The organism is Nonomuraea sp. NPDC049504 (assembly GCF_040676845.1).
GTDB classification, from domain to species: domain Bacteria; phylum Actinomycetota; class Actinomycetes; order Streptosporangiales; family Streptosporangiaceae; genus Nonomuraea; species Nonomuraea salmonea.
Map to the genome: position 1 here is coordinate 1 of NZ_JBFAPT010000013.1, position 22,543 is coordinate 22,543.

Annotated in this window: 23 protein-coding genes and 1 riboswitch; of the genes, 8 read left to right on the forward strand and 15 right to left on the reverse strand. The window is 71.1% G+C overall.

Going from position 1 to position 22,543, the window contains the following annotated elements:
* Window positions 1–84: 84 nt before the first annotated feature.
* Window positions 85–951, forward strand: coding sequence for a homocysteine S-methyltransferase (mmuM, locus tag AB0K28_RS24210; RefSeq protein ID WP_364373885.1), 867 nt, complete (start codon window positions 85–87; stop codon window positions 949–951).
* Window positions 952–968: 17 nt separating this feature from the next.
* Here mmuM and AB0K28_RS24215 read toward each other — a convergent pair whose 3' ends face one another.
* Window positions 969–1,397, reverse strand: coding sequence for a DoxX family protein (locus AB0K28_RS24215; RefSeq protein WP_364373887.1), 429 nt, complete (start codon window positions 1,395–1,397; stop codon window positions 969–971).
* An 81-nt stretch (window positions 1,398–1,478) separates the two neighbouring features.
* Between AB0K28_RS24215 and AB0K28_RS24220 the strand changes: the two genes are divergently transcribed.
* Window positions 1,479–1,940 (forward strand): MarR family transcriptional regulator, encoded by a 462-nt coding sequence (locus AB0K28_RS24220; protein ID WP_345401107.1) that lies wholly within the window; start codon window positions 1,479–1,481, stop codon window positions 1,938–1,940.
* A 61-nt stretch (window positions 1,941–2,001) separates the two neighbouring features.
* Here the strand turns inward: AB0K28_RS24220 and AB0K28_RS24225 are convergent, their stop codons facing one another.
* Window positions 2,002–2,709: a lysophospholipid acyltransferase family protein gene (locus AB0K28_RS24225; RefSeq protein WP_345401104.1), complete on the reverse strand. Its 708-nt coding sequence runs from the start codon at window positions 2,707–2,709 to the stop codon at window positions 2,002–2,004.
* A 162-nt stretch (window positions 2,710–2,871) separates the two neighbouring features.
* Here AB0K28_RS24225 and AB0K28_RS24230 point away from each other — a divergent pair, with 162 nt between their 5' ends.
* Both AB0K28_RS24230 and AB0K28_RS24235 read left to right on the forward strand, forming a co-directional pair.
* Window positions 2,872–3,630 carry an alpha/beta fold hydrolase gene (locus tag AB0K28_RS24230; protein ID WP_345401101.1) on the forward strand — a complete coding sequence of 253 codons (759 nt, stop codon included), beginning with the start codon at window positions 2,872–2,874 and terminating at the stop codon, window positions 3,628–3,630.
* Between the two features lie 46 nt (window positions 3,631–3,676).
* On the forward strand, window positions 3,677–4,159 hold the full coding sequence (locus tag AB0K28_RS24235; protein WP_345401098.1) for a hypothetical protein: 483 nt from the start codon (window positions 3,677–3,679) through the stop codon (window positions 4,157–4,159).
* A 25-nt stretch (window positions 4,160–4,184) separates the two neighbouring features.
* Here AB0K28_RS24235 and AB0K28_RS24240 read toward each other — a convergent pair whose 3' ends face one another.
* From AB0K28_RS24240 to AB0K28_RS24270, 7 genes are all read right to left on the reverse strand, one after another.
* Entirely contained in the window at window positions 4,185–5,294 is a 1,110-nt protein-coding gene (locus AB0K28_RS24240) for a hypothetical protein (RefSeq protein ID WP_364373893.1), read from the reverse strand.
* A gap of 38 nt (window positions 5,295–5,332) precedes the next feature.
* Entirely contained in the window at window positions 5,333–6,031 is a 699-nt protein-coding gene (locus AB0K28_RS24245) for an endonuclease/exonuclease/phosphatase family protein (protein ID WP_364373896.1), read from the reverse strand.
* Between the two features lie 125 nt (window positions 6,032–6,156).
* Entirely contained in the window at window positions 6,157–7,089 is a 933-nt protein-coding gene (locus AB0K28_RS24250; RefSeq protein WP_345401089.1) for an ROK family glucokinase, read from the reverse strand.
* Window positions 7,090–7,103: 14 nt separating this feature from the next.
* Complete coding sequence (locus tag AB0K28_RS24255; protein WP_345401085.1) at window positions 7,104–7,625, reverse strand: DUF5304 family protein; 522 nt, start codon at window positions 7,623–7,625, stop codon at window positions 7,104–7,106.
* Between the two features lie 27 nt (window positions 7,626–7,652).
* Window positions 7,653–8,834: an ArsA family ATPase gene (locus AB0K28_RS24260; RefSeq protein ID WP_364373900.1), complete on the reverse strand. Its 1,182-nt coding sequence runs from the start codon at window positions 8,832–8,834 to the stop codon at window positions 7,653–7,655.
* Window position 8,835: 1 nt separating this feature from the next.
* Window positions 8,836–9,273: an SRPBCC family protein gene (locus tag AB0K28_RS24265; RefSeq protein ID WP_364373903.1), complete on the reverse strand. Its 438-nt coding sequence runs from the start codon at window positions 9,271–9,273 to the stop codon at window positions 8,836–8,838.
* Between the two features lie 49 nt (window positions 9,274–9,322).
* Entirely contained in the window at window positions 9,323–10,090 is a 768-nt protein-coding gene (locus AB0K28_RS24270; protein ID WP_345401079.1) for a metallophosphoesterase, read from the reverse strand.
* A gap of 154 nt (window positions 10,091–10,244) precedes the next feature.
* On the opposite strand from AB0K28_RS24270, the gene AB0K28_RS24275 reads away from it, so the two are divergent.
* Window positions 10,245–11,996, forward strand: a complete 1,752-nt coding sequence (locus AB0K28_RS24275; protein ID WP_364373907.1) for an AMP-dependent synthetase/ligase — start codon at window positions 10,245–10,247, stop codon at window positions 11,994–11,996.
* Window positions 11,997–12,001: 5 nt separating this feature from the next.
* Here AB0K28_RS24275 and AB0K28_RS24280 read toward each other — a convergent pair whose 3' ends face one another.
* Window positions 12,002–13,282: a hypothetical protein gene (locus tag AB0K28_RS24280; protein ID WP_364373910.1), complete on the reverse strand. Its 1,281-nt coding sequence runs from the start codon at window positions 13,280–13,282 to the stop codon at window positions 12,002–12,004.
* Between the two features lie 133 nt (window positions 13,283–13,415).
* Here AB0K28_RS24280 and AB0K28_RS24285 point away from each other — a divergent pair, with 133 nt between their 5' ends.
* Genes AB0K28_RS24285 through AB0K28_RS24295 form a run of 3 tightly spaced genes read left to right on the forward strand, consistent with a single transcriptional unit; the run spans window position 13,416 to window position 16,422 of the window.
* Window positions 13,416–14,696, forward strand: a complete 1,281-nt coding sequence (locus AB0K28_RS24285) for an ABC transporter substrate-binding protein (RefSeq protein WP_364373913.1) — start codon at window positions 13,416–13,418, stop codon at window positions 14,694–14,696.
* Entirely contained in the window at window positions 14,696–15,568 is an 873-nt protein-coding gene (locus AB0K28_RS24290; protein WP_364373916.1) for a sugar ABC transporter permease, read from the forward strand. The genes AB0K28_RS24285 and AB0K28_RS24290 overlap by 1 nt, the downstream gene beginning before the upstream one ends.
* Entirely contained in the window at window positions 15,565–16,422 is an 858-nt protein-coding gene (locus AB0K28_RS24295) for a carbohydrate ABC transporter permease (protein WP_364373919.1), read from the forward strand. Before AB0K28_RS24290 ends, AB0K28_RS24295 begins: the two co-directional genes overlap by 4 nt.
* Before the next feature lie 3 nt (window positions 16,423–16,425).
* Here AB0K28_RS24295 and AB0K28_RS24300 read toward each other — a convergent pair whose 3' ends face one another.
* The 5 genes from AB0K28_RS24300 to AB0K28_RS24320 all read right to left on the reverse strand — a co-directional run bounded on the left by AB0K28_RS24300 (window position 16,426) and on the right by AB0K28_RS24320 (window position 22,445).
* Complete coding sequence (locus tag AB0K28_RS24300) at window positions 16,426–17,511, reverse strand: glycosyltransferase family 4 protein (RefSeq protein ID WP_364373922.1); 1,086 nt, start codon at window positions 17,509–17,511, stop codon at window positions 16,426–16,428.
* An 11-nt stretch (window positions 17,512–17,522) separates the two neighbouring features.
* Window positions 17,523–19,130: a M48 family metallopeptidase gene (locus AB0K28_RS24305; protein WP_364373924.1), complete on the reverse strand. Its 1,608-nt coding sequence runs from the start codon at window positions 19,128–19,130 to the stop codon at window positions 17,523–17,525.
* An 11-nt stretch (window positions 19,131–19,141) separates the two neighbouring features.
* On the reverse strand, window positions 19,142–19,951 hold the full coding sequence (locus AB0K28_RS24310; protein WP_345401054.1) for a hypothetical protein: 810 nt from the start codon (window positions 19,949–19,951) through the stop codon (window positions 19,142–19,144).
* Window positions 19,952–20,083: 132 nt separating this feature from the next.
* The gene (locus AB0K28_RS24315) at window positions 20,084–20,611 is read right to left on the reverse strand and encodes a C40 family peptidase (RefSeq protein WP_364373927.1); all 528 of its coding nucleotides are present in this window, start codon (window positions 20,609–20,611) and stop codon (window positions 20,084–20,086) included.
* Window positions 20,612–20,684: 73 nt separating this feature from the next.
* A riboswitch (cyclic di-AMP (ydaO/yuaA leader) is annotated at window positions 20,685–20,850 on the reverse strand.
* 680 nt (window positions 20,851–21,530) lie between these two features.
* Window positions 21,531–22,445, reverse strand: coding sequence for an NlpC/P60 family protein (locus AB0K28_RS24320; protein ID WP_364373930.1), 915 nt, complete (start codon window positions 22,443–22,445; stop codon window positions 21,531–21,533).
* Window positions 22,446–22,543: the final 98 nt, after the last annotated feature.

The following is a 22,543-nucleotide window of genomic DNA, read 5'->3' on the forward strand; positions in this document are numbered from 1 at the left end:
GTTCGTGGCCATGCAGTACTTCCAGAACCTGCTGGGCTATGCCCGTCGCGACGGGCATGGGCCGCGGCTGCGTACGCTGAACGGGTGACGACACTTGTCCTGGACGGAGGGCTGGCGACCCAGCTCGAGAGCCTCGGCGCCGACCTGCGCGACGAGTTGTGGTCGGCGCGGCTGCTGCTGGAGGAGCCCGAGCTGATCAGGCGCGCGCACGCGTGCTACTTCGCGGCCGGCGCCGATGTGGCGACCACGGCCAGCTACCAGGCGACGCTGCCGGGGTTCGAGCGGCGCGGGCTCGGCGCCGGCGAGGCGGAGCGGCTGCTGCGGCTGTCGGTGAAGCTCGCCGCGCAGGCCCGCGACGAGCACGGGCGCGGCCTGGTGGCGGCCTCGGTGGGCCCGTACGGCGCCTATCTGGCCAACGGCGCCGAATACACCGGCGACTACGACCTCGACGAGGACGGCCTGTACGCCTGGCACCGCCCCCGCTGGGAGATCCTCGCGGCGGCCGGGGCCGACCTGCTGGCCTGCGAGACCATCCCCTCCTATCCGGAGGCGCGGGCGCTGGCCCGGCTGCTGGCAGGCACGCCCGAGGTGAAGGCGTGGGTGGCCTTCTCGTGCCGCGACGGCGAGCGGCTGAGCGACGGCACGCCCATCGCGCAGGCGGCGGCCGTGTTCGGCGGCAACCCGCAGGTGGTGGCCGTGGGGGCGAACTGCACGGCGCCGCGCCACATCCCCGGCCTGATCGGCTGCCTGTCGGGCGGGCTGCCCGTGGTCGTCTACCCGAACTCGGGCGAGACGTGGGACGCCGGGCTGCGCCGCTGGACGGGCCTGGCGGACCCGGTGGAGTTCGGCCAGGCGGCCAAGGAGTGGCAACAGGCGGGCGCGTCGTTGATCGGCGGCTGCTGCCGCACGACGCCGGAGTACGTCAGGCAGATCCGCGCCCACCTGTCCTGAGCCACGATCCTTACGGGTCAGGCGACGGCCGGGGCGGTGCGGCGGCGGCGGCGCAGGAGCACGTTGTCGAGGGCGAACGCTCCCCCGCCGGTGAAGCCGACCGCCAGGCTGGCCGCGGCCAGCGCCAGCACGAACTCGTAGCCGCCCTCACCGGCCAGCCCGTTGGAGCCGTGCACGAAGACGATGGCGCCGAGCATGTCGAGGGCCAGCAGCGACCCGGCGACGGGCAGCGCGACGCCGAGGATCAGCGCCAGCCCGCCGAGCACCTCCAGCGCGGCCACGGCGGGCGCGGCGACGCCGGCCAGCGGGATGCCCACCGACTCGAAGAACTTGGTCGTGCCCTCGATGCCCATGGTCGCGAACTTCTGATAGCCGTGCACCAGGAAGATCACCCCGACGGCGACCCTGGCGAGCAGCAGGACGACGGGGCGCCCCTGATCCACCATGCGTGCTCCTTCTTGATGTTCAGATTTGAACGACAACTCTAGCAGTGATGGTTCAAATTCGAACGACAGTACACTGAGTCGGTGACGGACCCCCGATGGCTGGACTCGACCGAGATGGCCGCATGGCGCGCCTTCCTGGCCACCTCCCACCTGCTTGAGCGGCGCATCGAAGAACAGCTCAAAGCCTCCGCCGGGCTCACCCACCCGCAGTACGAGATCCTCGTGCGGCTCTCCGCCGCCCCCGGCCGCAGGCTGCGCATGACCGAGCTGGCCAGGGGGGTGGTGGTGTCGAAGAGCGCGCTGACGTACCAGGTGACCCAGCTGGAGAAGGCGGGGCTGGTCGAGCGGGAGACGTGCCCGTCGGACGACCGGGGTGTGCTGGCCGTGCTGACCGAGGCGGGCGTGCGCTGCCTGGAGCGGGTGGCGCCCGGTCACCTGGAGGTGGTGCGGGCGTACCTCATCGACCGGCTCAGCAGGGAGGAGCTGCAGGCGATGACGAGCGCCATGCGCAGGGCGGAGGAGGCCTTACGCTCCTCCGCGTGAGCGGCCCCCTCAGCTTTCGCCCACAGCTCTGGCCCGCAACTCTGCCCCGCAGCTCTGGCCTTCAGCTCTTGGCGGCCGCCGCGCGGGCCGCGCGCTCCATCTCGACGCGGGCGCTCGCGGCGTACTTGTCGACGTATTCCTGGCCCGACAGCTCCATGAGCGCGTACATGATCTCGTCGGTGACCGCGCGCAGCACCAGCCGGTCGTCCTCCATGCCGTAGTAGCGGGAGAAGTCGAGCGGCTTGCCGAACTTCACGCCGGGACGGATGCCCAGCTTGGGCAGCGGGCGCCCGGGTGGCATCATCTCGTAGGTGTTGATCATCGCCCACGGGATCACCGGCACCCGCGACTCGAGCGCGAGCCGCGCCACGCCGGTCTTGCCCTTGTAGAGGCGGCCGTCGGGCGAGCGGGTGCCCTCGGGGTAGATGCCGAGGATGTTGCCCTCGCGCAGGATGCGCAGCCCGGTGCGCAGCGCGGCCTCACTGGCCTTGCCGCCCGAGCGGTCGATGGGCACGGTGCCGACGCCGCTGAAGAACAGCCGGGTGAAGAAGCCCTTGACGCCGCGGCCGGTGAAGTAGTCGGCCTTGCCGAGCGAGATGACCTTGCGGCGGATCTGCAGCGGGCCGAAGAAGTGGTCGGCGAAGGACAGGTGGTTGCCGGCGAGGATCGCGGGCCCCTGCTTGGGCACGTTTTCCGCGCCCTCGGTCCAGGGCCGGAACACGAGGTGGAGAAACGGCCCCAAGATGGCCTTGACCACCCAGTAGAACACCTGGCACCTCTTCCCTGCTCACGTCGTCGAGATCGGCAGAGTCATCTTCCCACCTCGCGGGCCCTGCTCCTACCTCACCTCTCGCACAATTACCCCAGAACGTGCGACGATCGGGCCGTTCCGACAGAAATTGCCGGAATGAAACAGCACGGAGGAGCTGTTATGCCGCTCATGCCAGGCGCGGAGCCCTACCACCATGATGCAGGCCCGGTGGGCGTGCTGTTGTGCCACGGGTTCACCGGCACGCCGCAGTCGCTGCGGCCGTGGGCCGAATACCTGGCCGGCCACGGGCTCAGCGTTTCGCTGCCCCGCCAGCCCGGTCACGGCACCAGGTGGCAGGAGATGAACCGCACCCGCTGGGAGGACTGGTACGCCGAGGTGGAGAAGGCGTTCGCCGATCTCCAGGGCCGCTGCGCGGAGGTGTTCGTGGCGGGGCTGTCACTGGGTGGCTGCCTCGCGCTGCGACTCGCCGAGGTGCACGGCGCGGCGATCAGGGGCGTGATGGTCGTCAACCCCTCGATCGCGCTCGACGTGCCGCTGCTGAGGCTGGCTCCGCTGCTCAAGTGGTTCGTCGCGTCCGTGCCAGGCGTCGCCAACGACGTCAAGAAGCCCGGCGTGACGGAGCTGGCCTACACGCGCACCCCGGTCAAGGCGGCGGCCTCGCTGCCGGGCCTGTGGTCGCTGGTGCAGGCCGACCTGGCGAAGGTGACACAACCGCTGCTGGTCTTCCACAGCACGGAGGACCACGTGGTGAAGCCGACGAGTGTCGCGATCATCCGCGCGAAGGTCCCGCAGGCCACGATCGAGGAGCTTACCGATAGCTACCATGTTGCGACGCTGGACAACGATGCCGACAGGATCTTTGCCGGGAGCCTCGACTTCATCCGGACACATGCCTCGGTACCCTTGCAGAGGGACTGATCGCACCCAGGGGGAAGTCGCGATCGCTGCGGAGAGGCCCATCTAGGTGACGCCCCAGAGTGACGAGGACGAGGTCTGGCGGCAGATCGTCGCGTCCTTCAACGACACAGCCGAGCGCGATTCGGCCGACCAGCCATGGCCGGACAGCGAAAACCTCCCCGCCGAGCCGACCCGCCGGGTGGTCAAGCCGCCCGAGGGCGAGCCGGGCGAGGACGACGACCTGCCGCGCGACGGCGCCGACGACAGCACGGGCGAGGGCTCCGAGGACGAGGAGGCGGAGGAGGGCCACTTCGTGCCTCCGCCGCCGCCTCCGCTGCCCAAGCTCGACCTGGTGACCAAGCTGGCGTGGGTCGCCCTGTTCGGCGGTCCCGCCTATCTCCTGGTGGCGGCCATGGCGAGCTGGCACATGGAGGGGTGGGCGCTGTTCACGGCGGTGGCGGCGTTCATCGGCGGGTTCGTGGCGCTGGTCGTGCGCATGGGCGACGGCCCGCCCAACGACTCGGGCTGGGACGACGGCGCCGTCCTGTGAGCGCTGAAGGGGTGCGGGCCCGGGGCTAGGACTTCTGGGTGCTGGTCCTGGGCACGAAGGACTCCACCACGTCGGTGTACTGGTCGTCGGGGTCGACCGCGTGGCCGACCGCCCACACCGTGCCCTTGCCCGCGAGGTAGGTGACGGCCTGCAGGCGTACGCTGTCGCGGTCTTTCTGGGTGGCGCCGCGGATGATCGTGCAGGAGCCCTTCTCGCAGCGCAGCATGAACGGCACGGCGGCGTGGGCCGGGTCGTAGCCGGTCATCCAGTAGCGGCCCTTGCCGTCGCCGGTGACGCCGTAGAGCCTGGCCTCCGACGTGCCGGGCAGCCGCAGGCGGCTCCAGCGCTTGCCGTTCCAGACCAGCGCGAGCGGCGAGATGTCGCCGGGGCCGCGGTAGACGCCGCCCACGGCCACCGCCCGCTTGGAGCTGTCGACCTGGATGTCGCGCAGGTAGCCGCCGGGGACGGAGGGCAGCGTCATCGACTTCCACGAGCCGCCCGAGTAGTGGACGACCAGCGGTCTGGTGCCGGTGTCGCCGACCGCGAACCCGCCGGAGACCGCGTAGAGGGCGCCCTTCTCCTTGGTCTGCTGCACGCTCCAGGTGTTGCCCTGGCCGGTGAGGATGAGCCCGTTCTTCTCGCGGCTGCCGACGGCCACGACGCGGCCCGGCTTGGCGTCGATGCCGCCGAGCCAGTCGCCGGCGCGCAGCCCTGGGGGCCTGACCCGGTCGAACCCGGCCGTGTCGCCGTGGGCGAGGTAGGGCAGGCCGTCGTGCCCGTCGCCGACCGCCCAGACGTCGGAGGCCGACGCGGCGGCCAGGCTGCGCAGGCTGCCCGCGGCCGTGGCGTCGCGGATGCCGATCTCGGCCCACCTGCTGCCGTTCCAGTGGCGGATGGTGCCGCGGTTCTTCCAGACGTCCCAGATCTCCTGCTGGCCCACCGCCCAGACGTTGTCGGCGGTGATCGCGAGCACGTCGGACAGCGAGCCGTCGGCCTGGAGGCGCACGCTGGTCGACTGCTGCCACGCTTCGGCGGCGGGCCGGGGATCGGCATGCGCGGCGGGCGTGACCTGCGTCAAGGCCACGGACGTCGCCAAGATCAGAGAGAGCGCACGCCGCTGAGAGCGACGGGTCATGAGGGAAATGCTACGGGTTCACGCGCCTGTCTTGCCCGTTAGTGCCCAACTCTCAACTCCGCCACGACCGGGAAATGGTCACTCGCGCCCGCCTGATCGGTGCCGTTGAGCGGCACTCCGCACGACACGACGGCGATCTCGCGGGCGGCGAACACCGCGTCGATGCGCCGGCGCGGGCGCGGTGACCTGAACGTCGGGCCGCCGCCCGCCGGCGCCTCGGCGTGGCAGTCGGCCAGCCGCGCCGCCAGGTGGCGCCAGGCCGGCTGGTGGTCATGCTCGTTGAGATCGCCGCCGAGCACGATGGAGGCGTCGTACCGGGCGGCGGCGTCCTCCATGAGAGCGATGATCTCCTCGACGTGGTACGCCCGCGCCGCCTCGTCCAGGTCGAGATGGAACGACCCCGCCACCAGCCGGCCCTCGTCCCCGATCGGCTCCACGACGGCCAGGGCGAGGGCGCGGCGCTCCAGCCGCCGGAAGGGGCGCAGCGCGTGGTGCTCGGCGTGCAGCACGCGCATGCCAGGCCCGGTGAGCACGGCGACGCCGCCCACCCTGCCGTGGGTGGCGACGGCGAGCCCCGCCGAGGCGGCCAGCGCGCCCCTTTTGGCCCGCCATCGCACGAACTTCGGCACCTCCTGCACGCACAGCACGTCGGCGCGCAGCGCGACGACGACCGGCGCGAGCGCGGCGAGCCCGGCCCGCATCCCGTGCAGGTTGTACGTCCCGACCCGGACGTGCACAGGAAGCGTCACAAGTCGCCGCCGGGCCCTGGCATCACGGATCGCCGGGCCCCGCCGACCGGCCAGGCGGCCACGAGTCGCCGGGCCCCGGCACCGGCTGGGGAGGTCGTCACCGGCCGCAGGGGCTAGCGGCGGCGGGCGAGGTCGGCGGCGCCCACGACGCCGGCCGAGGCGCCCAGCTCGGCCAGGCGGATCTCGGCCAGAGGGCGGTGTCCGCGGCCGGTGAGCCGTTCGGCGAACGCCTCCCTGGCGCGGTCGATGAACAGGTCGGCGGCGCGGGACACGCCGCCGCCGACGATGAAGCAGCCGGGGTCGAGGATGGAGGCGAGGTCGGCCATGCCCTGCCCGAGCCAGTCGGCCAGGTTGGCGAAGGCGGCCAGGGAGACCTCGTCGCCGAGCCTGGCGGCCTCGGTGACCTCTTCGCCCTCGATCTTGCCGCCGGCCAGCCCGAGCAACGTGGCGGCCCGCTCCGGCTGCGCGTCGGCCAGCTCTCTGGCCTCCTTGACCAGGGCCTGGCCGCTGGCGTACTGCTCCCAGCAGCCGATGTTGCCGCAGCCGCACTCGCGCCCGCCCGGCTGCACCTGCATGTGGCCCAGCTCGGCGCCCATGCCCCAGCGGCCGCGGTAGAGGGCGCCGTCGAAGACGAGCCCGCCGCCGATGCCGGTGCCGAGGGTCAGGCAGACGACGTGGGACTGCCCCCTGCCCGCGCCGAACCTGGTCTCGCCCCAGGCCATGGCGTTGGCGTCGTTCTCGATGACGACCGGCAGGCCGACGAGGCCGCTGATCTTCTTCTGCAGCGGCTCCTCGCGCCAGGCGAGATTGGGCGCGAAGCGGATGACGGACCGGCTCTCGTCGACGAAGCCGGCCGCGCCGACCCCGACCGCCTCGACGTCCCGGCCCTCGGACAGCTCGCGAACGACGTCGGCCACCGTCTCGGCCACCTTGTCGGGGCGGTCGGCGGCGGTGGGCCTCAGCGTGTGGTCGACGATCTCGCCGTTGTCGTCGACCACACCGGCGGCCACCTTCGTCCCGCCGATGTCGACACCGATCGTGAGCATTGCCGCGTGTCTCCCTATCCCAGATCTATGTGTTGAACGTTGTCGCGACTGTCGCGACTGTCGCGATGGTCACGGTCCTCGCGCTGCGTGTCGCGCCGGTCACGGGGCCCGCGGGGGGCGGGCTTGCTCAGCGCGTCGAGCGCGCCTCGGAAGGCGGCGAACAGCTCACCGCCGGCGGCCACCAGGTGGCCGGTCACGTCGCCGCCCGACTCGCGCTGCGCCGCGATCGCCCGGCACACCGGGCAGGCCCGGCAGATGTACTCGTCGTGGGACTCGGAGACGGCCTCCTCCCACACGTCGCGCTCCCTGCGGGAGCGACCGCCGACCGCGCCGGACAGCGAGCCGGTGAAGGAGTCGAACACGCTCTTGCCGACCTGGCGGGTGGCCCGGCCCTGAAGCGACTCGAACAGCTTGCGCGCCTCGTCGGCCACCGTGCCGATCGGGTCCCTGTCGGCCTGGCCAGGGGTCTCCCGCCCGGTCTCCCTATGGGTGTCCCTATGGGCGTCTCTGCCGTTCCTGTCACTGTTGTCGCTCATCCTGGTCCTCCAAGCTCGTGGGGTCGCTCATCCATTCAACTCATCAGGTCGCGGATTCGCTCCCTCGGCGGACCACGTGACGCGAAGCACACCGTCGCGCAGCGCCGCTCCGCTGATCTCCCTGCGGGCCAGCGCCGCGGGAAGGGCCAGGATCCTGCGGTACGGGCCCGCCGTGACGATCAGCTCGTCACCCTTGCGGGCCAGGTCGACGTTCTCCCGGTCGGCGCCGGGCAGGGCCAGCTCCAGCTCGTCGGCGCTCATGCGCAGCGGCGGGCGTACGGAGTGGGCGGCGAACGGGTCGGCGTCGCCGTACATCGCGGCGCCCACCTCGGCCAGCGCGTCCTTGCCGACGGGCTCGGCGGGCAGGTAGGGCACGACGTGGACGGGCAGCGGCGCGAACGACTGCTCGGCCTCGGCCAGCAGCCTCGACTGCGCCTCCACCCATCCGTTGCGCCACGCGTCGGCGCCGTCGCCGCCGGGGAAGACCCGGTTGGCGATGACGGCGTCGACGCGGTAGCCGTACAGGCTGAGTGAGGTCAGGGTGCGCCTGGCCTCGGCCAGCACCACCGACTCGGGGGTGAGCACGAGCCGCACGGAGGCGTGGTCGCCGGTGAGCAGCTCGCGCACCTCCATCAGGCCGCGGTGGAAGCGCTCGCCCGCGTTCATGACGTCGTCGCCGGGCGCGCTGACGCGGGCCACGCCGCGGACGAACGGCGAGACCAGCTTCAGCACCCGGCGCCCGACCGGCATGAGCCGGTTGACGTGCCAGTCGAGCGCCTCGGGCAGCGCCAGCAGCCGCAGCGTCTCCGCGGTGGGCGCGCAGTCGACGACGATGACGTCCCAGCAGCCGTCGCGGGCGTGGCGGCGCAGCTCCAGCAGGGCGATCAGCTCTTCCGCGCCCGGCAGGACGGTGATCTCCTCGGAGGTGATCTCGTCGAGGCCCAGCTCGGCCAGCACGCCCCGCGCGTAGTCGCGCAGCTCGCCCCAGTGGCGTTCCATCGACTTCTGCGTGTCCACCTGGTGCAGGTGCAGGCCGGGCGCGATCTCGCCGGGCTCGGCGGCGAGCGCGTCGGCCAGCGAGTGGGCCGTGTCGGTGGACACGATCAGCGTCTTCAGCCCGCGGCGGGCGGCCAGCGTGGCCGTCGCGGCAGCGGCCGTCGTCTTGCCCACCCCGCCCTTGCCGGTGAAGAGCAGAACCCGCGGGTGCACCTCAGCGGCCTTCGACGCGCTTCTTGAGGCCCTTGAGCGCGGTGTCCACGATGACCTTCTCGGCCTTGCGCCTGATCATGCCGATCATGGGGACGCTGAGGTCGACCGTCAGCTCGTACGTCACGTCGATGCCACTGCCCGAGTCGGAGAGCCGGTAACTTCCGCGCAGGTCGGAGACCATCTTGCCGGGCTCGACGACCTGCCAGCTCACGCCCTCGTCGCCCTGCCAGGTGTAGCCGAGCGTGTAGGTGTCGCTGATCGGCCCGGCGTCGAGAGTGAACCGCACGGTGCTCGGCCGGCCGGCGTCGTCGCTGGTCAGGACCTCGGCGCTCTTGACCTGGCCGGCCCATTGGGGGTAGCTGGGGAAGTCGGCGATGACCGCCATGACGTCGGCGCGCCCGGCGCCGATCGTGGTGCTCGAAGTGGTCCGATCAGCCATGGCGACCACGTTAGTGCACAAACCGTCGGTGGCGGCGTAAGGGCCCAGATCACCATTCGAGGACGTACGGGACGCCCCTGCTGCGGAAGTGGCCCACGTTCACGCACTCGGTGCGGCCCACGCGGGCGCGCGCGTGGAGGGGATTGTGCACGTGGCCGAACAGGGCGTAGCGGGGCTGGGTGCGCCTGATCGCCTCCAGCGTGGCCTCGCTGCCGCGCTCGAACCGCCTGGCCACCACGTCGTAGAGCAGCTCGGGCAGGGCGGGCGGGATGTGGCAGCACAGGACGTCGACCTCGCCGACGGCCTCGACCTTGGCGGCGTACTCCTCGTCGCTGATCTCGTGCGGCGTGCGGTATGGCGTCTTCAGCCCGCCGCCGACGAACCCGAACCGCAGCCCGCCGATCTCCGCCACCTGCCCGTCGAGCACCTGGTGGCCCGGCCTGACGTAGTCGGACCACAGGCGCGGCAGGTCGACGTTGCCGTAGGTGAGGTAGGCGGGGGTGGGCATGGCGGCGAACAGGGCGGCGTACTGGGCGCGGACGTTGCGCTCGATGTGCTCGCGCGGGTCGCCGTCGAGCGTCGCCCACAGGCGCGCCGACATGGCCCTGGCCTCGTCGAAGCGCTTGGCCGTACGCAGCGCGATGAACTGGGTGGCGTTGTCGGCGCCGAACAGGTCGGCGAAGATGCCCTGGGCGTGGTCGTCGTAGTCGACGAACAGGATGAGGTCGCCGAGGCAGATCAGCGCGTCGGCGCCGTCACCCGCCTTGGCGAGCGCGTCCGCCCTGCCGTGGACGTCGCTGACGACGTGGACCCTCATGGGGCAGATCCTATGCGCGGCCGCCGCCGCACCGCAGGACGGCCTTCGGCTTGCTAGCGTGTGAAACGCCCTTCATAACGCCTCAATGACGGAGCTACCGGCGCGTAACTTCAGGCGGTAACGTCCAGGCGGAGTCCGAAGAGGAGTTGAGTTCGTGCGCGAGTACAGCGTCCCCGTCCTGGTCGATGTGCCTGCCTCCGCCGGCCTGGCCGACACCGTCTTCCGGCGCGCGGAGCAGGAGCCGGGCGTCGTGGTGATGCGGCGCAAGGCCGAGTCGGGCTGGCCGGTGGTGACCGCGGCCGAGTTCCGCGACCAGGTGGTCGAGGTGGCCAAGGGCCTGATCGCGGCCGGCGTCGAGCACGGCGACCGGGTCGCGCTCATGTCGCGCACCCGCTACGAGTGGACGCTCGTCGACTACGCCATCTGGACGATCGGCGCCGTCACCGTGCCGGTCTACGAGACCTCCTCCGTCGAGCAGATCAGGTGGATCATCGCCGACAGCGCGGCCAAGGCGGCGTTCGTCGAGCTCGACGCGCACGAGCAGGCCGTCAAGGAGGCCGCGCCCGAGCTCAAGGCGCTGTGGCGGGTGGACGGCACGCTGGAGACCGGCGGCGTCACCGAGGCCGACGTCGAGGCGCGCAGGAAGCAGGTCACCTCCGCCGACCTCGCCACCGTCGTCTACACCTCGGGCACCACCGGGCGGCCCAAGGGCTGCCGCATCACGCACGACAACCTGCTGTTCACCGCACTCAACGTGCTGCGCGGCCCGCTCGAGCCGATGTTCGCCCGCAAGGAGCCGGCCGCGCTGCTGTTCCTGCCGCTGGCGCACATCTTCGCCCGGATGATCCAGGTGGTGCTCATCGAGGCGGGCGCGATCATGGCGCACACGCCCAACATGAAGAACGTCGCCCCCGACCTGCAGGACTTCCAGCCGACGTTCCTGCTGGGCGTGCCGCGGGTGTTCGAGAAGGTCTACAACGCCGCCGAGCAGAAGGCGATCTCCGGCGGCAAGGGCAAGATCTTCGCCCGCGCGGCCGACGTCGCGGTGGCCTGGAGCAAGGCGGAGAGCTCGGGCGGCGCGCCGCTCGGGCTGCGGCTGCAGCGGGCGGTGTTCGACAAGCTGGTCTACGCGAAGCTGCGCGCGGCCACCGGCGGGCGGCTGTCCGCCGCGGTCAGCGGCGGCTCCGCGCTCGGCGACCGGCTCGGCCACTTCTTCCGCGGCGTCGGCATCGAGGTCTTCGAGGGGTACGGCCTCACCGAGACCTCCGCGCCCGTCTCGGTCAACATGCCGGGCGGCAACAAGATCGGCACGGTCGGCAAGCCGCTGCCCGGCGTCACGCTGCGCATCGACGACAACGGCGAGATCCTCGCCAAGGGCCGCAACGTCTTCCACGGCTACTGGAAGAACGAGGAGGCCACCGCCGAGGTGATCGACGCCGACGGCTGGTTCCACACCGGCGACGTGGGCGAGCTCGACGCCGACGGCTACCTGCGCATCACCGGGCGGATGAAGGAGATCCTGGTGACGGCGGCCGGCAAGAACGTCGCGCCTGGCCCCCTTGAGGACGCGCTGCGTGCCCACCCGCTGGTCTCCCAGGCCATGATCATCGGCGACGGGCGGCCGTTCGTCGCCGCCCTGATCACCCTCGACCCCGAGGCCCTGCCGGAAGGCGCCACCGTCGCCGCCCTCAAGTCCGACCCCGAGGTGCTGGCGCAGATCCAGGGGGCGGTCGACCGGGCCAACGCGATGGTGTCGAAGGCCGAGCAGATCAAGAAGTTCGTCATCCTCGACGCGGACATCACCGAGGAGAGCGGCCACCTCACGCCGACCCTCAAGGTCAAGCGGAACCTGGTGATGCGCGACTTCGCCGGCGAGATCGAAGCGCTCTACGACTCCCGATCGTAGATACGTCAGCCGAGTGCCTCGCCGACGCCTTCAACGTCGCCGGTGCCGCCCTCGATGGCGACCTCCTCCGCCGTGCCGGTGGCGGGGTCGTGGACGGTCACGGTCAGCGGCGGGGTGTCCCTGGGGCGGCCGAAGACCAGCTTGGAGCCGTAGAAGGCGACCGGCCAGTTGCCGCCGGGCAGCGTCGGGACGACCTGGTCGCGTACGCCCTCCTCGTCGTCCGGCACCAGCACCACCGCCGAGTCGCCCCACGCCACCGCCAGGCGGCCGTCCGGTGAGACCGCCAGCGCCGACAGGGAACCGGCGCAGGCCTGGCAGGAGACGGTCCTGACCGGGCCGGAGGTGCCGTTGACCTGGAGGGTGCCGCAGCGGGGCGCGGTGACCGCCCATCGGTCGCCGGGCAGGTGCGCCACGGCCGCCCCGTAGGCGCACTCCTCCGATGCTCCGTCGAACTTGAGTGCCTGGTAACGCTCCGCCCGTACCTCGTCGATCAGGGTGACGGAGCCCGCGTGGCCCGCTCCCCCGCGCCCGAGCTGCTGGCCCGTGCCGTCCTTGCGCTCGTCGGGGGCGCCGACGAGCAGGCGCAGCCGCCCGTCCGGCAGGGGGCCGAGCGCCAGGGAGTGGCCGAAACGGTCGCCCATTTCGCTGTTGCCCGGTACGCCCTCGGTCTCCTGGCTGATGCGGCGGGCGTCGGCCCCCTCGGGGAAGACGTACACGGCTCCCGCCGCGCGGGCGCCCCGCTCCTCCTCTAGGGGCGCTCCGACGGCGATGGTGCCGCCGTACGCGGCGACCGAGCTGCCGAACCTGGCGTTCTCCTGGGGTTCGGGGGCGACGAGCTTGCGGTGGGGGCGGGTGCCGCCGCCGTACAGGACGTAGACCGCGCCGGCGCCGCCCTTCCCGTCCACCTTCGTGTACGGCGCTCCGACGACGAGGTCGGCGCAGCCGTCGGCGTCCACCCGTGTCAGGGCCACCGACGACCCGACGGCGTCGGCGGCCTCGTCCTGGATGGTCAGAGGCACGAGCCTGCCGGCGGTCAGCAGGGAGACCTGGCCGCCCGACAGCATCCTGTTCCCCACGGCGACGTCGTCCCGGCCGTCGCCGTCGAAGTCCCGCGGCCCGGCCTTCGTGCAGTCGGGGGCGGCGGCGCGCTGCGACGGCCCGGACGTGGCCGCGCCCTCCGACGGCTTGGGCGTGGCCGCCGGCTCCGGCCCTCCTGAAGCGCATCCGGCCGCGCCCGCGAGCACCGCCACAGCCGCCAGAACCACGGGCACAGGTCGCCAGAACATAGGCGAATTATTCCGGACACGACCTGCTAGGGCGCAGGTTGTCATGAAAACGGGCGTTGACAGTCCGAAAAGGGGCCTTTTCGATGAAGGAAAGTGCGCAAAGTCGGGGGAATTCCGGCAAGGAGGCACCCACATGGACCAACCATCGCCGATCTCCCGCCGCAACCTCATCTTAGGAGCCGCCGCCTTCGGCGTCCCCGCCGTCCTGGCCGGCTGCGGCACGGACGCCCCGTCACCGACAGGTCAGGGCGGCGGCGGACTGGGCACGGTCACCATCGGCTCGAACGCCTCCGACGAGATCCCCAAGAAGACGCTGGACACCGTGGTCAAGGGCTTCACCCAGGCCACGACCAGGATCAACACCGTCGACCACAACACCTTCCAGGAGAACATCAACCGCTACCTGCGCGGCACCCCCGAGGACGTGTTCACCTGGTTCGCCGGGTACCGGATGCAGTTCTTCGCCGAGCAGGGCCTCGCGGTGGACATCTCGGACGTGTGGCAGGAGATCGGCGGCGACTACACGCAGGCGTTCAAGGACCAGTCGACGGGCGTGGACGGCAAGCAGTACTTCGTCCCGTTCACCTACTATCCGTGGGCGGTGTTCTATCGCAAGAGCCTGTGGCAGGAGCGGGGCTACGAGCCGCCCGCGACGCTGGACGAGTTCACCGCGCTGGCCAGGAAGATGAAGGCGGACGGCATCGTGCCCATCGCGTTCGCCGACAAGGACGGCTGGCCCGCGATGGGCACGTTCGACATCCTCAACATGCGGATCAACGGCTACGACTTCCACATCTCCCTCATGGCGGGCAAGGAGTCGTGGACCGACCCCCGGGTCAGGCAGGTGTTCGACACCTGGCGGGGGCTGATGGAGTTCCACCAGCCGGCCGCGCTGGGCCGTACGTGGCAGGAGGCCGGGCAGTCGCTGGCACAGAAGAAGACCGGGATGTACCTGCTCGGGATGTTCGTCGCCCAGCAGTTCCCCGAGGCCGACCGGGACGACCTGGACTTCTTCACCTTTCCCGAGATCAACCCGGCGTACGGCACCGACTCGATCGACGCCCCCATCGACGGCTACATGATCTCCGCCAAGGCCAAGAACGTGGCGGGCGCGAAGGCCCTGATCAAGCACTTCGCGCAGGCGTCCTCCCAGAACATCGCCACGAAGCTGGATCCCGGCACGCTGGCCGCCAGCTCCAAGGCCGACACCTCCGGCTACAGCGCGCTGCAGAAGCGCGGCGCCGAGCTGGTGTCGAAGGCCACGCACATCGCGCAGTTCCTCGACCGCGACACCCGGCCCGACTTCGCCTCGACCGTGATGATCCCGTCGTTGCAGACGTTCGTCGGCGAACCCAACGAGATCGACCCCTTGCTGGCCGCCATCGAGAAGCAGAAGGCGAACATCTTCCGCTGATGGCCGCCAAGACCCGTCGCTACTCCGCCCGCGACGTGACCATCCTGGTCATCGGGCTGGGGGTGGCCATCGTCGTCAACGTGGGCCTCGTCTGGGGGCCCACGCTGGCCTCCGTCTGGCTCTCCGGCACGAGCTGGAACGGCATCGGGCCCATCGAGTGGGTGGGCGGGGAGAACTATCACGACCTGGCGGCGGAGTATCCGCCGTTCTGGTCGGCGGTCCGCAACAACGTGCTGTGGCTGGGCTTCCTGGGGCTGGTGGCGACGCCGTTCGGGCTGTTCTGCGCGGTGCTGCTGGACCGGCGGCTGCGGCTGTCGCGCTTCTACCAGAGCGCCCTCTACATGCCGGTCGTGCTCTCGCTGGCGGTGGTGGGGTTCATCGCGCAGCTCGTCTACTCCTCCGACTACGGCGTGCTGAACGCGGTGACCGGGCTGAGCGTGGACTGGCTGGGCGACCGCGCAGTCAACATCTGGGTCGTCATGGTGGCGGCGGCGTGGCGGCACGTCGGCTACGTCATGATCATCTATCTGGCCGGGCTCAAGGCGGTCGATCCCGCGCTGAAGGAGGCCGCGGCCATCGACGGGGCGAACGAGCGGCAGGCGTTCTTCCGGGTGGTGTTCCCCACGCTGCGCCCGGTCAACGTGATCGTGCTGGTGATCACGGTCATCGAGGCGTTGCGGGCCTTCGACATCGTCTACGCCATCAACAAGGGCAGGAACGGGCTGGAGCTGCTGTCGGTGCTGGTCACCGAGAACATCGTGGGCGAGGCCAGCAGGATCGGGTTCGGCTCGGCGATCGCGGTGATCCTGCTGGTGATCTCGCTGGGGTTCATCGTCACGTACCTGTCGCAGCTGTTCAGGGAGGAGCGATGAGGTGGCGGCCGCTGCGGGTGCTGCTGCACGCCTTCCTCGCCCTGGTGGCCCTGGGGTGGCTGCTGCCGCTGGTGCTCGCCGTGTACGCCTCGCTGCGGCCGTACGAGGAGACCGCCCGCCTCGGCTACTTCTCGCTGCCGGAGAGCCTGACGCTCACCTACTACGCGGAGGCGTGGACGCAGGCCGAGCTGCCCCGCTACTACCTCAACACGCTCTACATCGTGGTGCCCGGCGTGCTGGTGACGCTGCTGATGGCCTCGTTCACGGCGTTCGCGATCGCCCGGCTGCGCATCCCGGGGCGCAGGACGCTGCTGATCGTCTTCACCGCGGGCAACCTGCTGCCGCCGCAGGTGCTCATCACCCCGCTCTACACCCTCTACACGCTGGTCCCGCTGCCCGCGTGGCTGTCGGACTCGCAGTCGCTCTACGACTCCTACCTGGGGCTGATCCTCATCCACGTGGCGTTCCAGTTCGGCTTCTGCGTCTTCGTGCTGGCCAACTTCATGCGCACGATCCCCGAGGAGATCTCCGAGGCGGCGCTGGTGGACGGCGCCGGGGTGTGGCGGCGCTACTGGACGCTGACGCTGCCGCTGTGCCGGCCCGCGCTGGCGGCGCTCGGCACGCTGCAGTTCACCTGGATGTACAACGACTTCCTGTGGGCGCTGGTGCTGATGTCGTCGGGCGACAAGCTGCCGGTCACCTCGGCGCTGAACAACCTGCGCGGCCAGTTCTTCACCGACTACAACCTGCTGGCCGCCGGGTCGATGCTGGTGGCGCTGCCGACGCTGATCGTCTTCCAGCTCCTGCACAAGCAGTTCGTGGCCGGGCTCACGCTGGGCTCGACGAAGGGGTGAGAGTCACAGCAGGGCGCGGAAGCGGGCGGCGACCTCGTCCCAGGTCCACTCGCCGGTGATCCAGTCGCGGCCGGCCGCGCCCATCTTGCGGGCCTTCTGGGCGTCGGTGAGCAGCTCGACGACGGCCTGCGCGATCTCGCGCGGGTCCTCGCCGTCGACGACCAGGCCGGTCTCGCCGGATCGTACGGCGTCGGGAGCCCCTCCCGACCGGCCGGCCACCACCGGCAGGCCGGTCGCGGACGCCTCCAGGAACACGATGCCGAGGCCCTCCACGTCCACGCCTCGTAGCCGGGTGCGGCACGGCATCGCGAAGACGTCCGCCGCCGCGTAGTAGCCGGGCAGGTCGGCGGCGGGGACCGTGCCGGTGAACCTGATCGACTCGTGCCCGCCCGCCAGCCGTTCCAGCCGCCGCCGGTACGGGCCGCCGCCCACCAGCAGCAGCACCGCGTCCGGCACCGAGCGCAGCACCTGCGGCCAGGCGGCGATGAGCCGGTCCTGGCCCTTGCGCGGCACCAGCCGCGACACGCACACCACCACGGGCCGCTCCCCGAGGCCCAGCCGGGCCCTGACCGGCGCGCCCGCCCCGGGCTGGAACTGCTCGGCGTCCACGCCGGGCGCGAGCCTGACGAGCTTGCCCGGCGGGATGACGGGGGCCAGCCTGGCGCGGGTGTAGTCCCCCAGGTACGTCACCACGTCCGCGTGCCCGCCGATCCTGCGCAGCACCGAGCGGAAGCCCGGCGCGCTCGCCCACGACGCCTCGTGGCCGTGGGTGAGCATCACCACCCGCTCGGCGCCCGCCCCGCGCAGCCGCGGGGCGAGCAGGCCGAGCGGCGCCGCCGCCCCGAACACCACGGTCCGCACGCCGTGCGCGGCCACCAGCCCGGCCGCCGTGCGCGCGACGGCCGGGACAGGCAGCATGAGCCGGGTGGGGTGCCGCACGACGCGGAACGGCTGGCGCCGGTCGAACTCGGCGCTGCCCGGCCAGGCGGGGGCGTAGACCGTCACGCCTGGCGTGCGCAGCGCGAGCCCGTGCACGAACGACTGGATCCCGCCCGTGCGGGGCGGGAAGTCGTTCGTGACGAAGAGCACGGCGGAAGGTGTCACGGGATGGGCACGCCGTTCAGCCGGGCCCATGTGCGGGCCATGGCGATGCGCTCGGGACTTGACGGATGGGAGGCATAGAGCACATATTCCACCGCATTTGGCGTCAAGTCGGAAATGTTGGTTGTTGCCAGGCGTTTTTGCATGGCGATGAACGTGGCCGGATCCCGCGTCAGGTCCAGCGCGTGCACGTCGGCCCTGGCCTCGATGTGCCGGCTGATCAGGTTCTGGGCCGGGCCCAGCAGGAACCCGCCGATCGTCATCAGCCCAAGCAGCGCGCCGACCGCCCGCGGATCGGTGATCGAGGTGACCTTCGTCCGCCGCCGCAGCGGGTCGAACACCAGGTAGAGCAGGATCGCGCCGAACGCAGAGCCGAGCGCGCCGATGAGCGTGCCGTGCAGGACGTCGTCGTACTTGGCGTGGCCCAGCTCGTGCGCCACGACCAGCTCCACCTCGCGCTGCGGGGCCCGCAGCAGCGTGTCGTAGACGACGATGCGGCGGGTCGCGCCGAAGCCCGACACGTACGCGTTGAGCGCCGTCGTCCTGCGTGAGGCGTCGGCCACCAGCACGTCCTCCACCGGCACGCCGTCGCGCGCGGCCAGGTCGAGCAGGTTCGTCCGCAGCGCGCCCTGCTGCATGGGGGTGAACTCGTTGAACAGCGGCTCGAACACCACCGGGTAGACGAACGAGGCCGCCACCGTGAACGCGAACGCCCCCAGCGCCGCCGGGATCCACCAGCGCCGCACGTGGCGGGCCAGCGCGACCAGGACCAGCAGCATGAGGCTGAGCAGGACCGTCTCCACGCCCAGGTTCTTCAGCCGGTCCGCCGTCCAGCCGGCCCAGTCCTGGGTGGACAGGCCGTACTCGCGCAAGATCGTCTCGAACCACATGCCGAGCGGCCACCTGAGCGCCTCGACGATCGCGGTGATCACCACGGTGCCGATGATCACCCGCAGCCACCACGGGCCCTTCAGCACGCCCAGCACCTTCGCCCCGAACGGGGTCGCCACCAGCAGGCCGGCGAAGATGAGGGTGAGCGCGAGCGAGAGATAGCTCGGCAGGCTCGTCGCCGCGTCGAACGCCTCTCCCCTGGCGATCTGGGCGGCGGTGAAGTCGCGCGCCGGGTCGGGCGGGCCGCCCGTCAGGACGTGCCACGGCGTGGTGAACGCGGCCACGGCGAGGATCACGATGCCCAGCAGCGCCAGCGCCACGCCCGCCTGACGGCGCAGCGCCGGCGTGGTCACCCCCCGCTCGTCCATCCCCGCACCCTTCCCCCCGCCCCCGGCGCCCGCAGCGCCCGCGCCATCCGGCCCGCCGCCCCGGTCCTGTCCGCGCTCCTCACCGCCGCCCCCGGCGCCCGCGCCATCCGGCCCGCCGCTTCGGCCCTCCCTGCGCTCCTCACCGCCGTTCCCGGCGGCCCCGCCGTCCGGCCCGCCGCTGCGGGCCTTGCCCTCGTTCGGCCCGCTGTTCGCCGGATCGCTCGCGGCTGGTTCCGTGGCCGGTGAGCTCGGGGCGCCCACCGCTGTCAGGGCGCCCTCCGCTTCTCGGGTCTCCTCCTCCGGGGCGTGGTTCGTCTCCCGGTCGTCCGGGTCTTGTCGTTCGCTCATCTGCCTCCCCTTCATACGAGCTGATCCCGCACGTACGCGCGCCACCGCGCGGTCAGCGTCGCGACGGAGAGCCCGAGCGCGGCGAGCGCCCGATCGGCCCCGTCCACGCGGGCCGCACGGTAGAGCCTCACCAGGGTCCCCTCACCGAACCGGTCAGCGAGGAAGCGACACGCCAGCCACGCCTCCTGGTACGCCCGCGCGAGCCCGGCCGGGTCACCCCCGTCCGCCGCGAAAGCCGCAGGTCCGGGCAGAACGGTCGGGAGGCGCCCGGCGCGCACCTCGGCGGCCAGCTCGGCGGCGGCCGTCGCCACGGGCAGTCCGGCGTCGCGGTAGGCGACGTAGTCGGCGAAACCCTCGTACAGCCAGACGGGCAGATTGTCGGTGCCGGCGACGACGTGGGTGAGCTCGTGGGCGAGGACGACGTCCCTGCCGACGGGGTTGAGGGTGGCGAACGCCTCGGGGACGACGATCACCCGCGCGCCGTCGGCCACCGCCGCGAGCCCGTCCACCCCGCCCACCCGGGCCAGGCGCGCGGCCTCACGGGCGCCGGCCGGGACGACGATCAGGGGGCGTACGGAGCGGGCGAGCACCGCCGACACCCTCCGGCCCGCCGTATCGGCCCTGCGCGCCAGCTCGTCGAGCCCCGCGGCGTCGTGGCCCACGACCGTGGACCACCGGCCGCGGCGTACGACGTGGAGCCCCGGCCACAGGTCGCGCGCCTGCGCAGGCAGGACGGGCGCGTCAGGCAGCGGAGCGGCGGCCGAGACGGCGAGGAGCACCAGCCCGGTCACCGCGGCTCGTCGGCTCACCTGCTCGGACACAGTGCCCGATCGTATGCGCTGCCTTGCGGGTCAAGGGTCGGGAACGCGAGAGCCCCCGTACGCACCCCACGAGTCGAAGCTCGGGAACGCGAGAGCCCCGTCCGGATCGGGGAGGATCCGGACGGGGCTTCTTCACACGCCGGGACGGACGGCGCCGACGAAGGACGACCTTCGCCATCCGCTCAGCTTGTCGATGCGTACCCGTTCACCTGTCCGCGGTGAATGGATCATCTTGCCCTTGCCGACGTACATGCCCACATGGCCGAGCCCGTTGAAGAACATCAGGTCACCTGGCTTGAGATGGCGCCAGGAGACCTTCTTCCTCGTGCGGGCGAACTGGCTGTTCGTCACGCGCGGGAGTTTGACGCCGGCCTTCTTCCAGGCGAACTGGACGAGGCCTGAGCAGTCAAACGAACCAGGTCCTGTGCCCCCGTAACGGTACGGGTCACCGATCTGCTTCTTGGCCACGGCGACGGCCTTGCCGGCCCTCGCCTTCTGCCGGGCGGCTTTGGCGGCCTTCTTACGGGCCTTCGCCGACGCCGTGGTGCGGGCGGTGGTCGCCGCCTTCACCGTCGTGCCGGCCGCCGCACTGGTCTCGCGGGTCGTCGCCGCCTGAGCTGCCGGAGCATGGAGGACCATACCTCCGGCCGTCACGGTCATCGTGAGTGCGACACCACTCAGGGCAAGGCGGGACAGGCGGGGGTTCTGCAGGGAGTTAGACAGGATTTCTCCTTGTGTCTTCCACGAACGCCTACCGGGTTAGCTGACGGATTCGGGCGTGGAAGTCGCCCTACGGCGCGATGGGCGCGCCGATTCACCCCTGATCCCTTGGGGAACGTGGGATCGCTGGGTCCCCGGCTCCGTGCCTCCTGGCTGCACGGATTCGGCAGGTCGGCACCCCGATCAGAAGTGCGATGGGGATATCAGGGCCGACCGGCGGATTTTTGTCTGTCTCACATCGGGAGGGACCGATGCCGGTTCGCGGCGACATGGCTTGTTCACCGCGACGACGCCAGAAGCTACGCCGAAGGGTCAAGAATCTGCAAAGCGTGAATGGCCCTGTAAAGATCGGATAGCGGGATTTGTCAGACTTGAAACCCCTGCTGGAACCCCAGGTCTTGTGACCAAAATGTGACCTCACTCACACTTGCTTTCCCGGGCTTTTGTCAGGTCCCAGCAGTCACATGAGTCACAGCAGTCACAAACGCGAACACCCTTCTCGCCCCCGCTGGCCGGCCGGACGCGAGGGACGCTCACCCCGAAAAATCCACCCTTTGTACGACTCGCCCTAGTAGTGACCGATCAGGAGGTCACGCCCGTCGAAGGCACGCCGATCAAGGACCTTGGCAACTATCGATCTTCGTAGATGAGCTGCGACATGGATCACAGCCGAGCGGCCACCGCTTGCGCAGAGTGCTGATGCTGAACGCGACCGCGATGAGGGGCGTGCGGAACGGCGAGCGCCAGGAGCCGACGCCAGGCCGGAACCCCCGCTGTCACGCAGTAAGCCCCGGCGGCCGGATCGCCCGGAGCCGGAAGCTGGATGCCGGGGGCCGGGGGCCAGGAGCCGGATGGCCGGCTACGGGCGGATGGCGCCGACGAGGTTGCGGCCGTAGGCGGAGAGTTTGACGACCTTGACGACGTCGCCGGTCTGCGGCGCGTGGACGATCTGCCCGTTGCCCGCATAAATGCTGACGTGTCCCAGGCCCTCGGAGAAGATGAGGTCGCCGGGCTGCAGCGCGTCCAGGGAGACCCGCCGGCTCTGGCCCCAGGCCCACTGCTGCCACGTCGTCCGGGGCAGCGAGACCCCGGCGGCCCGCCAGGCCGCCTGCGTGAGCCCCGAGCAGTCGTACCCGCCGGGCCCGGTGCCGCCGAACACGTACGGCTTGCCGACCTGCGCGTACGCGAACCGCAGCACCGAGGCCGCGCTCCCCGACGCCGGCCCGGTGTACTTGATGCCGGTGCTGTTGGGGTTGCCCGGGTTGTACGCCCCCAGCTTCTTCAGCAGCTTCTTCTGCTGCGCGACCAGCTTGAGGATCTCCGAGCGTTCCTTCTGTACGGCGTCGCGTTCCTTGTCGGCGGCCTTGAGCGCCTTCTGCGCCTTGTCCCGCTCGATCTTCAGCCCCCGGTTCTCCCGGTCGAAGGCGGCGAGCTTCTGCAGGCGTTCCTGGGAGAGCTGCCCGGCCACGGCGAGCCCGGACAGGCGGCCCTGGGGGTCGTTCGAGCCGAAGATGCCGGGCCATGAGGTGATGTCCTCGCCCAGCTTGTAGCTGTCGACGGCCATGCCGGCCACCTGGGCGCGCAGGTCGGCGACGGTGGCCAGCTTGCGCTTGTAGCTCGTGTCGAGCGAGGAGTAGGTGCCCTTGGCCTTCTTGTAGCGCTCGGTGGCGGTGTTGTACCGGTCGACGACCTTGTCCGCCTTGTCGTTGAGCTTCTCCAGTTTGGCCTTCGCCTGGGCCAGCGTGGGCTGGGGATCAGCGAGAGCCGCTCCCATCGGAGTCAGCATCAGTCCGAACGCGAGACCCGCGGCCATCGGCACCCGGCCAAACCTCACTGTATCGCCCTCCCCAGGATTTACATCTGGGGCGAAAT